This is a genomic window from Clostridia bacterium (genome assembly GCA_034926675.1).
Taxonomy (GTDB): domain Bacteria; phylum Bacillota; class DTU025; order DTU025; family DTU025; genus JAYFQW01.
Window position 1 is genome coordinate 16770 of the sequence record JAYFQW010000006.1, and the last position, 12077, is coordinate 28846.

Annotated in this window: 11 protein-coding genes and 1 tRNA gene; 2 read left to right on the forward strand and 10 right to left on the reverse strand. The window is 60.5% G+C overall.

What is annotated here, in order from left to right; all coding sequences use genetic code 11:
* Nucleotide 1: 1 nt before the first annotated feature.
* From pheT to VB144_02445, 8 genes are all read right to left on the reverse strand, one after another.
* Nucleotides 2-2437, reverse strand: coding sequence for a phenylalanine--tRNA ligase subunit beta (pheT, locus tag VB144_02410; GenBank protein ID MEA4882509.1), 2436 nt, complete (start codon nt 2435-2437; stop codon nt 2-4).
* Between the two features lie 27 nt (nt 2438-2464).
* Nucleotides 2465-3484: a phenylalanine--tRNA ligase subunit alpha gene (pheS, locus tag VB144_02415; protein ID MEA4882510.1), complete on the reverse strand. Its 1020-nt coding sequence runs from the start codon at nt 3482-3484 to the stop codon at nt 2465-2467.
* Nucleotides 3477-4376, reverse strand: a complete 900-nt coding sequence (locus tag VB144_02420; protein MEA4882511.1) for a TlyA family RNA methyltransferase — start codon at nt 4374-4376, stop codon at nt 3477-3479. The genes pheS and VB144_02420 overlap by 8 nt, the downstream gene beginning before the upstream one ends.
* A gap of 332 nt (nt 4377-4708) precedes the next feature.
* A tRNA-Pro gene (locus tag VB144_02425) sits at nt 4709-4785 on the reverse strand.
* A gap of 13 nt (nt 4786-4798) precedes the next feature.
* Nucleotides 4799-5440, reverse strand: coding sequence for an XTP/dITP diphosphatase (locus VB144_02430; GenBank protein ID MEA4882512.1), 642 nt, complete (start codon nt 5438-5440; stop codon nt 4799-4801).
* Complete coding sequence (gene rph / locus VB144_02435; GenBank protein MEA4882513.1) at nt 5437-6186, reverse strand: ribonuclease PH; 750 nt, start codon at nt 6184-6186, stop codon at nt 5437-5439. The genes VB144_02430 and rph overlap by 4 nt, the downstream gene beginning before the upstream one ends.
* Before the next feature lie 180 nt (nt 6187-6366).
* Nucleotides 6367-7212 (reverse strand): glutamate racemase, encoded by an 846-nt coding sequence (murI, locus tag VB144_02440; GenBank protein ID MEA4882514.1) that lies wholly within the window; start codon nt 7210-7212, stop codon nt 6367-6369.
* A 100-nt stretch (nt 7213-7312) separates the two neighbouring features.
* On the reverse strand, nt 7313-9427 hold the full coding sequence (locus VB144_02445) for an N-acetylmuramoyl-L-alanine amidase family protein (GenBank protein MEA4882515.1): 2115 nt from the start codon (nt 9425-9427) through the stop codon (nt 7313-7315).
* Between the two features lie 143 nt (nt 9428-9570).
* Here VB144_02445 and VB144_02450 point away from each other — a divergent pair, with 143 nt between their 5' ends.
* Nucleotides 9571-10641, forward strand: a complete 1071-nt coding sequence (locus tag VB144_02450) for a GreA/GreB family elongation factor (protein MEA4882516.1) — start codon at nt 9571-9573, stop codon at nt 10639-10641.
* Here VB144_02450 and VB144_02455 read toward each other — a convergent pair.
* A complete protein-coding gene (locus VB144_02455) occupies nt 10638-11054 on the reverse strand; it encodes a hypothetical protein (GenBank protein ID MEA4882517.1) in 417 nt (138 codons plus the stop codon). The two genes, VB144_02450 and VB144_02455, sit on opposite strands and share 4 nt — an antisense overlap.
* On the reverse strand, nt 11012-11497 hold the full coding sequence (locus tag VB144_02460; protein ID MEA4882518.1) for a hypothetical protein: 486 nt from the start codon (nt 11495-11497) through the stop codon (nt 11012-11014). Before VB144_02460 ends, VB144_02455 begins: the two co-directional genes overlap by 43 nt.
* Before the next feature lie 181 nt (nt 11498-11678).
* On the opposite strand from VB144_02460, the gene VB144_02465 reads away from it, so the two are divergent.
* Nucleotides 11679-12071, forward strand: a complete 393-nt coding sequence (locus VB144_02465; GenBank protein MEA4882519.1) for a helix-turn-helix transcriptional regulator — start codon at nt 11679-11681, stop codon at nt 12069-12071.
* Nucleotides 12072-12077 lie beyond the last annotated feature (6 nt).

A 12077-nucleotide genomic window follows, 5' to 3' on the forward strand; every position in this document is an offset into this window, starting at 1 on the left:
ACTAGCGAAGCACGGCCCCAAGCTCGTTAGCAAGGGAGTTTCTCACCGCATTGTGAACAACGTTCACCTCATCATCGGTGAGCGTTCGATCGGCCGCCCGATAGGTAATGGAGAATGCCAGGCTTCTCTTACCGAGCCCCACCTGCGGACCTTCGTACACATCGAACAGCTTGGCCGACTCTGCCAGCTCACCGCCGACACGCCTGATCAATCCGACGACTTCCGCGGCGGATGCCTCTCTGCCCACAAGCATAGCCACATCCCTCTCGATAGCCGGGAACCTAGGAAGGGGAGAGTAGCGGGATTCCTCGCAGAGAGTGGCCAATGCATCGAAGTCGAGCTCGAATAGGGTCGTGTGCAAAGGCACGCCATACGCTTGCGCGACATCCGGGTGTACCTGGCCGACGACGCCCAGGGGGGCGCCGCCGAGGACCACGCAAGCTGTTCGGCCAGGGTGGAAAGTGGGCAGAGAGGATCGGACGAACGCGGCTCCATCCACGCCCAGCTCAGAGAGGAGCGCCTCCACAATTCCCTTGGCATCGAACCAATCGTATTCGCGCACTGGCGTATGCCACGCGGGTTCGGAAATCGATCCCGCCATTCCCCCGATGAGGACGGATTTCTCATTTGCCGGCGTCATTCCCCGCCCGATCTCGACACCCTTGATAAGAGCCTCACTTGGAGTGTACACGCGGCCTATCTCAAACAGACATACTCCGAGGTTTCTCCTGTTGACATTCGTAGCAATCGACGCAAGCATGGATGGAACCATAGTCGTACGCATCAGCGACGCCTCGTCCACCATCGGGTTCGCGATGGCTATCCCGTTGCGTCGCAGATCATCAGAAGGCAATCTCATCATGTCGAAATCCAGCGGCGACATGAACGGAATGGTCAAGGTTTCGCTCGCGCCTGCAGATGCAAGGATCTGCCTGGCCTTCTGAGCTAGGCGCTGCAGAGGGCTGCGGCCGCCGGACATGGACCCGGCAGGGACCCGCGCCGGCACATTGTTGTAGCCCCATATCCTCGCGACCTCCTCAACGAGATCGATCTCCTCCCGGACATCCCCACGGAAACTGGGCGCCTCCACCCTCATGGAGTCTCCATCCTCGCCGAGCTCGGAAGGGAATTCGAGTCGTTCGAGGCAACTCGCTACGTTTTCACGCGAGAGGGCCAGCCCCAGCTTGGCGCTGATTCTGGATGCACTGGTGCTGATGAATCTCCTGGTTGCAGGCGCCGGATATGAGTCGACGATCCCGTGGAGAGGCTTCCCCGCTCCGACCTGTCCGATGAGAGCAGCCGCCCTGTCGAGGGCAGCCGGAACGATCTCCGGGTCGAGGCCTTTCTCGAACCTCGACGACGCCTCTGTCCGCAGACGCAGGCTTTTTGATGTCCGCCAAACACTCTGCCTTGCGAAGTTCGCCGACTCCAGCAGCACCAGGCGGGTCCCCTCTGAAATCTCAGATGCGGCGCCGCCCATCACCCCCGCGATTGCCAGGGCCGAGTCGGAGTCTGCTATCACCAGCATCTCCGGGCTCAGTTCCCGTTCCACGTCATCGAGAGTCGTGATTCGTTCACCTGCCCACGCGGTCCGCACGATGATTCCGCCGCCATGCACCTGAGTGCAGTCGAATGCATGCAGCGGCTGGTTCAGTTCAAGCATCACATAGTTGGTGATATCAACAACGTTGCTGATTGGGCGCACTCCCGCAGCGCGAAGGCGAACCTGCATCCAAAGGGGGGACGGTGCAATCGATACATCTCCAACCACCCGCGCCGCATATCGCCGGCACAAGTCCGGCGCCTCGATCCCCACACTCACCAGGCCATGAGCGTCTCCATCCGCCTCGCGGACTTCAGATACTGGCATGTGAAGCCTAGAGCCTGTGACGGCAGCCACCTCGCGCGCCACACCCACCATGCACAGGCAGTCAGGCCTGTTGGGAGTTATCTCAAGCTCCAGCACAGTATCGGCAAGCCCCAAGGCTTCCACCACATCGGCCCCTGGGGCAACATCCGGCGGGAGCAGGAGGATGCCTGAGGCGTCTGTCGAAATCCCGAGCTCCCGAGCAGAGCAGAGCATCCCTTCCGATCTTACTCCCGCTAACTCCGCCTCTCCGATCACGGTTCCGTCATCGAGCCTGGCGCCATCCAGAGCCACCGGCGCCACATCGCCCTCAGCCACATTGGCGGCAGCTGTGACCACTCGGCGCGGCGCCTCCTTCGCTCCGAGATCAAGCAGCACCACTCGGAGCCTTCCTGAGCTTGGATGAGGGGTAGCCGACAGGACCCTCCCGGCCCTGATCCTTCGGAGGTTCGCTCCGATCATCCGCACAGCCTCGACCTTGGCGCCTGTCATCGTGAGCCTTTCGGCAAGTTCGTGCGGGTCCAGCTGGATGTCGACATAGTCGGAAAGCCAGTTCATAGGCACAAGCATCTAGATACACCTCTCTTGGGCGGCCCGCTAGAACTGGGAGAGGAACCGCACGTCATTCTCGAACAGCAGCCTCAGATCATCGATGCCGTACTTCAGCATCACAAGCCTATCGATGCCCATTCCAAATGCGAACCCGGTCAATTCCTCCGGATCGTACCCAACTGCCCGGAGAACATTCGGGTGAACCATGCCAGCGCCGAGAACCTCTATCCATCCCTCTCCCTTGCAGGTCCTGCAGCCTGCGCCTCCGCAGATCCCGCAGGACACATCCATCTCGGCAGATGGCTCTGTGAAGGGGAAGTAATGGGGTCGAAAGCGCACCCTTCGCTCTGGACCATAGAACTTGTTGGCGAAGGCCGTGAGCGTCCCCCGCAGATCCGAGAACGTCACGCCCCTATCCACCAAAAGCCCCTCAAGCTGGTTGAATACTGGCGAGTGCGTAGCATCCACCTGATCGCGCCTGTACACTTTGCCCGGAACGACCACCCTAACAGGAGGCGCCTGCGATTCCATCTGCCTCACCTGCATTGGAGAGGTCTGCGTTCTGAGCAGCACGGAATCTGTGATGTAGAAGGTATCCTGCACATCACGGGCAGGGTGGCACTTCGGAGTGTTCAACGCCTCGAAATTGTAGTAGTCTGTCTCTACCTCCGGCCCTTCGACTACCTGAAAGCCCATCTCCACGAAGATCTCGGTGATCTCCATGGTTCCGCGAGTAAGTGGATGCATTGCTCCAATGCGCGGCGCCCTTCCGGGCATGGTAACATCGACCGATTCCTGCGCAAGCCTGGCAGCCTGTTCCTCCGCCGCAAGCACCTGAATCCTCGACTCCAACTCCCGCTCGAGCAGATCACGGGCAGCGTTGACCAGAGCGCCGAAAACCGGCCTCTCCTCGGGCGCCATCTGCCCCATCTGCCTCAGGAGCAGAGTGAGCTCACCCTTGCGCCCAAGGATCGACACTCTGACCTCGTCAAGGGATTTGGTGGATCTTGCAGCCTTAACCGCCGCGATGGTCCGCTGCACCAGCGATTCCAGCCTGTCACTCATTATCCTCACCCCTAACCTTACGTCCAGCCGCATGAAGAACGGCGGTCCCGTCGTCAATAGCCCTCTCGATTATCTGAGCAAGCACTCCGCTCTCTGGAATCCTCGAACCCGCGCCCGGCATGTAGTGAGCCAGGAACTCGAGAGTCCCTCCTGATCCAAGCACTGGAGAGGCCATGAGTCCATCCACGCCGCAGCCCGCCTCGACCCCAGCAGCGCACGCGCGCTCAAGCGCCTGCCGGTATTGAATGGCGCTAAGATCGGGGCCTGCCGCAGCCACCTCGAACAGCGGTTTCACCAAGGCCACGATGTCAGGCCCGTGCTCGGCCTCGCCCGGATCTGCCAGAAGCGCCGCGACAGTAGGCACTCCCACTGATAGCGATAGGTACGATAGGTCCATCACACCAAGGTCAGGCCTGGGCACTAGCAGCTCGCGCGCCACATCGCCGATATTGGTCCTCTCCATATTCACGACTCTGGGATCCTGCCTCAGGCTTCCGGCCAGCTGACCGAAGCCCACATCCACCGAGTAGACGCGAAGCGCGCCTCGCTTCAGCAGGCAGTCGGTGAAACCTCCTGTCGAGGCGCCCGCATCAATCGCGACCCGGTGCGCGACCTCCAACCCGAAGGCATCCAGAGCCGCCGCGAGTTTCAGGCCGCCCCTGCTCACATATGGGATCTCAATGCCTCGCACCCTGATGCTGGCTTCTTTACGCACCGCAGCCCCAGGCTTGTCGACGCGTTCCTCGTCAACAATGACGCTGCCCGCCATCACCCATGATGCGGCGGTTTTCGCATTAGGAAACAGTCCGCGCGCAACGAGCAACTCGTCTAGGCGCGTTTTCCCCTTACTGCCGGCGCAGCGCCTGCTACGTCCCATTGAGTCGTCACTCAACTTCATACTACCCCCAGAAAACGAAAGAGCCACAACTTCGCGTATGGGACGCAAGTCGTGGACTCCGTGGCACCACCCATATTCGCCGTCTGGCCTCATCTCGGGCACACATGATGCCCTGCCCCTGTAACGGAAGGCCACCGGCCGCGCCTACCCGCAGACACCGGGCAATGCCCGACCGGTCCGTTTCAGCGCACAGTTCGGGAGTGAATTCGCGCCGGGTGCGCCCGAGGTCGCTCGCAATCACAGCGTACCCTCCCTGCGCAGGCCCAACACCGGCCTACTGCTCTCCGTCATCACCTTTGGAGCGATATTCCTTTAAGCAAAAGCAATGGTCGGGGCGACAGGACTTGAACCTGCGACATCATGGTCCCAAACCATGCGCTCTACCAAACTGAGCTACGCCCCGAAGCATTCTGAGTTTACCATACGCCTCTTCTGGAGTCAAACGCGTCCGAGCCGCGGTCCAGGGCCTCTCTGAGCAATGGAATGGATTTCGTCAATGCCCGCGCCCTGTGGGATATGGCGTTCTTTGCCTTGGAATCCAGCTCCCCGAAGGTCGCGCCCAGCTCAGGAAGGAAGAACACCGGGTCATAGCCGAACCCGCCCTCGCCCCGGGGTTCTCTTTCGATGACGCCCTCCACAGACCCCTCCACGATCGCGACTCGGCCATGTGGGACGGCCACCGCCACGGCGCACACGAATCTCGCAGTCCGAAGGCCATCGGGAACATGCTCCATCTCGCGGAGGAGCCTCTCATACCTGGTCTGATCCGAGGCGCCAGGCCCGGCATACCTGGCTGACATGACCCCAGGCGCTCCACCTAGTGCGTCAACCACGAGGCCCGAGTCGTCGGCAAGGGCCAGCTCATTGGCATGCTCAGCTGCCGACCGAGCCTTTATGGCAGCATTCTCCGGGAATGTGGCGCCTGTCTCCTCGACCTCGGGCGCCTCTGGATACTCATCAAGCGAACACACACTCACATCAAGCCCGCTCGACCTGAGCAGTTCAGCAATCTCACGGAGCTTGCCCCTATTCCTCGTGGCGATCACGAGCCGCCTCAAGCCGATGCACCACCACACCCGATCCTCGCGCCCAGCTCGCCGAGGGCACATCGCTGTGCCGCAGCAAGCTCTTTGATGCCCGTCTGGGCAAGATCGAGCATGGCAGAGAGATCCTCCCTGGAAAACGGCTCACCCTCTGCAGTGCCCTGCACTTCCACAAGACGTCCTCCAGATGTCATGACCACGTTCATGTCGACTCCCGCATGGGAATCCTCAGCATAGCACAGATCCAGCATGAGATCCCCGTCGACCATTCCCACACTCACGGCGGATAGGAAGTCGGATACGGGAAACGGCTTACCCTCGTACCTGCCCATGGAGCCCAGAAGATCAGCGAGAGCTACGAACGCGCCGGTGATCGATGCAGTTCTTGTGCCTCCATCAGCCTGTATCACATCGCAGTCAACCCATATCGTGCACTCGCCGAGCCCGTGCAGATCCACCACAGAGCGAAGCGACCTTCCGATAAGCCTCTGTATCTCCTGGGTCCGTCCGGAGATCCTCCCAGAGCCCCTCTCGCGGGGAGTCCTCTCCTGAGTCGCCCTAGGCAGCATGGCGTACTCAGCAGTCACCCAACCCTTGCCAGTTCCTCTTGTGTGAAGAGGAGGCCGCTCATCGAGGGTCGCGGTGCACAGCACTTTGGTATCGCCCATTTCCACCAGGACGGATCCAGGCGCATGTTTTATGTAGTGCCTTGTCATTGTCACCGGGCGCAATTGGTCAAGCGCCCTGCCGTCTATTCTCATCTGAATCCCCCGTTCCGATCAATGAGACCTAATCCCTAAACCGCCAGGGTAAGGCCTGGCGCCCCAACATGGACAGGCCTTCCGAATCCCGCCCCGCCCTCAGCTGCCGATATCCTAGGATCGTTCTCAGGATGCAGGTGAGTCAGGATGAGAGCATCCACCCCTGCCGCGCGCGGCAAGTCAGATCGTGGCCTGTCGGCGAAGGCCTTCTCGATAAGAGCTGCCGCAGGAAGCGAGGTCTACATGCTCGGGCAGATCTATCTCCCATCCCATCAAGGCGTGCACCAGATCCGCGAAACGCTCCGGATCACCACTGGTCACATAGTGAGCAGGGGAAGGAGACCCATGGGACAGCCCACCACCGTCCAGCAATGCCGCCTTTGCTGCCTTTGCCACTCGCACTGCAGGATCGACAAGCTGAATCGATGGTCCCGCTACCGCCCGGATCTGGGAATCTAGGAACGGGTAATGAGTGCAGCCGTACACAATCGTATCCACACCCGCATCTAGGAGTGGCGCCAGATAACCCGAAATGGCCTCCACAACCCTAGGCCCCGACACCTCACCCTGTTCCACCATGGGGACCAATGCAGGGCAGGCCTGCTCGATCACGACTGCATCCACGAGAAGCCTCTCGATCGCTGCACGGTAGGCCCCGCTTTTCACAGTGTTTGCCGTTGCGATCACGCCGATCCGATGTGACCCAGATACCTCAGCCGCCGCGAGCGCGCCGCAGTCTATCATGCCAATGATCGGGATATCGAATTCGCCCGTTATGAGGGGTACGGCCAGAGCGGAGGAGGTATTGCACGCAGCCACCGCCACCGCGGCTCCTCTCCTCGAGAGGAATGATACGATCTCTCTCGCGAATCTGATGATCTGCTCACGCGGCCTGTCCCCGTATGGCGCCCTAGCAGTATCGCCGAAATACGTAATGGGCTCGTTCGGCAGAGCCTCCATTATTGCTCTCGCAACGGTCAGTCCGCCAATTCCGGAATCGAAGATGCCTATACTTCCATGTTGCATGCGCCTATTATACTCTTCCTTCGCGGCGAGTGACAACAGACCGAAGAAGCGGATGAACGGGATGAACCGCGCTCTCATGCATTGCTGTCAGCTGCCCAGATCAGGGCGTCGACGTAGGATCCCCGCTGATCGGCGCAGTGCTCACACTGCCCGCCGATGGCTCTGTATCCACCACAGGGTAGGAGGAGCTCTGCGGGGGCACAGGCGGCACGGTTACCACCGCTGCAGGAGGTTGTTCGCTCGCCTCCTTCGCCTGCCCCGCGACCGGCGCAAGGGCGGGTGCGGCCTGGACGGCCTGCCATCTGGCGAACATCTCACTCCCAAGATACATTGATATCCCAGTGTACAGTCCGGTTGCCGCCTTCTCACGGAACAGAGGGTCGCGCAATTTCACGTTCTCGACCTCATTCGACAGGAAAGCCACCTCAACAAGGGCAGACGGCACTTGGGTCTCCCGGATCACGTAATAGTCCTTGCGCGACACCTTCCGGTCGATCAGCTCTATCTCCTTTAGCAGGGCGGAGTGCACCAGGGCCGCAAGCTCCTGGCTGTATGGCAGGTTGTTATAGTAAAAGGTCTCAGTCCCGGCCGGGAAGACGTTCAACACGGAGTTGCAGTGTATCGAGAGAAACACATCTGGTTTCACTGAGTTCGCAAGCCTCGACCGCTCCGAAAGCTCAACATTACTATCGTTCATGCGCGTCATGACCACTGACGCACCTGCTCCTTTCAGCAAAGCGCGAAGCCTCAACGCAATGTCGAGATTCACGTCCTTCTCCATAAGGCCGTCCTTGCCTGTGCCAGGGTCCGTCCCACCGTGCCCCGGATCGAGCATCACTGTGCGCCCGAAAACCGGGGATTCAGCCACCTTCACCTTCAGAGTCTTCCCATCAGCAGAGGTTTCAACCGAGTGGGCGCCCCCTCCGAGCAGGTCGATCACGGACCTGCCAGTCGCTAGGTCGAACTGACCCATTCGCACACGAGCAACAGACGGCGAAGACACCTCGATTGTGCTGCAAGGAAACACCCACACCCCCGGGAGGTCGATGCCTATCCTTTCGGGATCCTTGAGTCGAAACGTGCGAAATGCCACCGGCGCAGAAGTGGCAAGTTCCACAACGGTGCAGCCTGGCTCGTGATATGTGCGCACGCCCGACACCACGTAGGCAAACCCCACTGAGACCCCGCACCCACTGGCAGAGTCAGCTCTCTGGAAAGCGCGGAGCCCTTCCCGAAGCAACATCGATACCCGAACAGTCCACCCATCAACCTGCTCCGCACGAATCCGCACGGCCCCATCTGAACTGGCAAACTCCTCGGCGCCCACTCCTATGGCAGCGCCGGATATGTCGAATGACTGCACCCCATCAGGGCGATCCTCGAGCTGTCCGAGCCTGATGTTCCCGTCAGCTTTCACGACGAGTTTGCGCAGCCCTGCCGACTCGTCAAGCTCGAATCCGCTAATCGTGGAACTGAAGCGGACCACAAGACGTGCAGGAGAGCCTGGTTCATAGGTTGCCTGGAATCCGGTTGGTGAAACCATATCGGCAACGACCCTGACCAGGCCGGGTCGGTTCATCGCGGACCGCACCCTTCTTGCCGGAGCATCCTCCACCTCAATAGCAGGCACTACTGCTGCCGCGAGTTCTGAATCGTACAGGTCAACCACGACCCGATCAGGAATTCCCAGCGTGAACACCTTGTAGGCGAAATCGAAGTCGGCTTCGATGACCATGGCCCTGTCTCCGAGGGCCGAAGACCATGAGACCGCGGTGACGGACACCCGCTCGGCTCCTACCCTCACAGTGTGAGCTGCATCATCCACCTGAACATGTAGGCCCATGGCCGCAAGATCCCGTGCATTCACGGCCAGCCTTCCAGTGGACATGTCGGCAGCGGACGAAAGCGCAACCTCATCACCGTTCACCCATGCGCGTTTTTCGCCGGCCTTGAATACTGCGGAAACACGCCGCCCGGCCAGTGTGGCCTCCCTGCCTGGCTGGGACCAAGTGGTCTCGTATCCGAATGCGGCGGCGACTGCGCGCAGGAAGACATAGGGCTGGCCACCGAGCTCGTAGATCCCGTCAGAAATGCCCGTTATTGAACCAGCTCTGTCCGCATCCAATAGCCAGGAAGCTGCCGCCGCCGGGCATGCACACACACCCAGCATCACCAGCATGGATAGGATGACCACGATCACCACCGCCGACCGCATGAACGCCCCGACCTCCCGTTTCCCTGATGCTGTTCTCTTTTCTACTTCATTCGCGAATATCCTCTGAAGCAGCCCACGCCGGGATAGAAGAGTATTTCCAAGCCTCATAGGGCAATCTAGCCCATGAATGGGAGGTGAAGCTGATGAAAGTGGGGTTCTCAGGACGCCCATCGATGCGCGCACCCCGGTCTGCAGTCGTCGTCCAGTCGGAGCCTTTGACCAGGTACGTCGACGTCTGCAACAATATGGGGCTCGGATGCCTCGAGATACCCTCGGCTCTCGTGTTCGGCAAGAGCGGATGGCGGAACCAGTTCCTCGCTGCATGCACCGGTCCAATGCCGCAACGCGTTCCCGCCGTGTCGACGTCGCCGCACGTCGAGATCCTCATACGGACAAGGGCGGACGAGGTCGCTCTTCCCCGCTCCATCAATGCTGCGGCGCCTGGTCAGTCCGCACTCACTTACCTGCGCCACCTCGTTCACATGTCCGGCGGACGAATCGTCACGCTGCAATTCCGAGCGTCGCGCGGATTCCTGTTCGAGCAGAGCAATGCTTCGCCAAGCCTCGGGGCAGCGCCGCTGGGCCTCGTGGTGAGCTGGTCCGATCAAGTGTCAATCACTGAAGCCGCCCGGGCTGTGAGGCGTTCGCGCCAGTACATGATGTTTCCGATGGTTCATCTTGACATGGAGCGAGGCCAGAAGTTGCTCCGAGCCCTCGTGCGAGCGCTCACCGTCTGCCATCGCGAAAACGGGGGCGGCGGTCTTTACGTCTTTGTGTCCGTAGAACGGATGGACCCGTCTACAACGAAGGCCCTTCCCCAGGAGCTCCGGATTCTGATGGACGCCGCGTCCGAGTTCGAGATTGGATCAGGAGAGGAGGTAGGAGTCATCTTTTCCGGACAAGGCGGAGAGGTGCGCGCTGTTCAGATGGCGCGCGCAGTTGCTTACCAGAGAAAGGTGCAGGAGGCAGTGGCCGTAGGCGGCGCGTCATCCAGCCCTAGAGTGGGATCGACAGTGAGGATCCGCGACGTTGAACTCGGCATGGACATGCAGTATGCCATAGTGCCCCCTGAGATGGCATCGGCGACTAAGGGCATGCTCTCGAGCGAATCGCCCGTAGCCCGCGCCATAATCGGGCAGCAGTGCGGAGCACGAGTGGAGGTTTCGGCGCCGGGAGGAACCGTCGTTTATGAACTTTTGGAGGTGCACGACTAGTCGGCGGCCGCCTCATCGGCCGCCTTGAGGGCCAATAGGAGTTCTGCCCCGTCGAATGGCTTTCTCAGGAACCGAACTGCCCCGCACTCCACGAAGCTCTCAGCCGATGCACCCAGCGGTTCTGAGGACATGATCACCAACCGGGCGCCAACGTTCTGGCACTCGCGGACTAGTTCCGGCAATGCGAGCGCCCCGAACATCGTCGCTTCCAAGAGCACTCTCGACGGTCGGAACACGCGCACCAGGGATACTGCCTCTTCGGGCGCGCATTCAATGATTGTCAGCCTATCAAGGGCATCCCACACCGCCAAGAGCAAAGCCCTCAGCACCTCACGCACGCGCGAATCCCCCTCAGCCAGCAGCAGTATCGTCATCCCATGCCAACCCCGGACACTCCACAAGAGGCTTGACATCTTGCGCACCTGCTCCGCCTCAACCCCGCCATCTCCTCCGAAACCAGTTCCTCAATGGAAAGATATGATCGCCAGCCCTCTGACGACGTGTGCGCCAGCAACTCCGCCTCAAGCTGGGCGAGACGGCAGTGTCGCCTATGTCTCCGGTTTGCGCCGAGCAGAAAGCGGGCTTCATCCTGCAGGTCGCGCACCGAGCGATACTCCGGCCAGGCGATGTCGGGAGCCACAGCCAGAGCATCGAGCTCATCGAGGACGGAGATGATGGCATCCTCAATCGAACGGGCCTCAGATTCGCCTTCCCTCAACATGATCTCCCCAAGGCGCTCCAATTCGGCGGCGCACTGTGCTATGGCTTCCCCAGTGCGATCCGGCTCGACCATCACACTCACCTCCAACACCTTCTGACAGGATGGTATCATCAGAACATATGTTCGCACAATCACCTTCTTATCATCCCTCTGAGTGAGAAGAAGGGTGATTGCGGTGGTTCATCGTGCCATAAATGCCAATCTGTTCAGGCCGAGAATAGCACATATAGCACAATTCTGCAATCGCATTGCTGCTGTATGCTGCTTCCCACCGCACCTGGAGCAAGGTACGATAGTCTAGGGGAGCGTGAGCGCAGTGGACCGAGAGTGGGCTGTGATAGGAGCGAGGATACGCGAAGCTCGCAAGAGCAGGCGCATGTCCCAGAATCATCTAGCGGAAATGTGCAATGTCAATGCCAGCTACGTTGGGCAAATAGAGCGCGGCGAGAGGCGCCCGTCCCTTCGGACTCTAGCCGCGCTCGCCACCGCGCTGGGCACCGACGCCTCTTCCCTGTTGCTGGCGCCCAAAGGGCCGAGGGACTTGGCCCTTCAGCGCCTCGTCGACGCGGTGTCGAACTGCCCGCCCGAGGTCATCGACGCAGTCGCCCTCCACGCACAGGTGGTGGTCTCCACATTCCGCAGCCTGTCGGAGTGTGCAGTCGCAAATGCCGCCAGCCCTGGGGATACGCCAGAGACCAGCGGCGTTTAGGGCGCC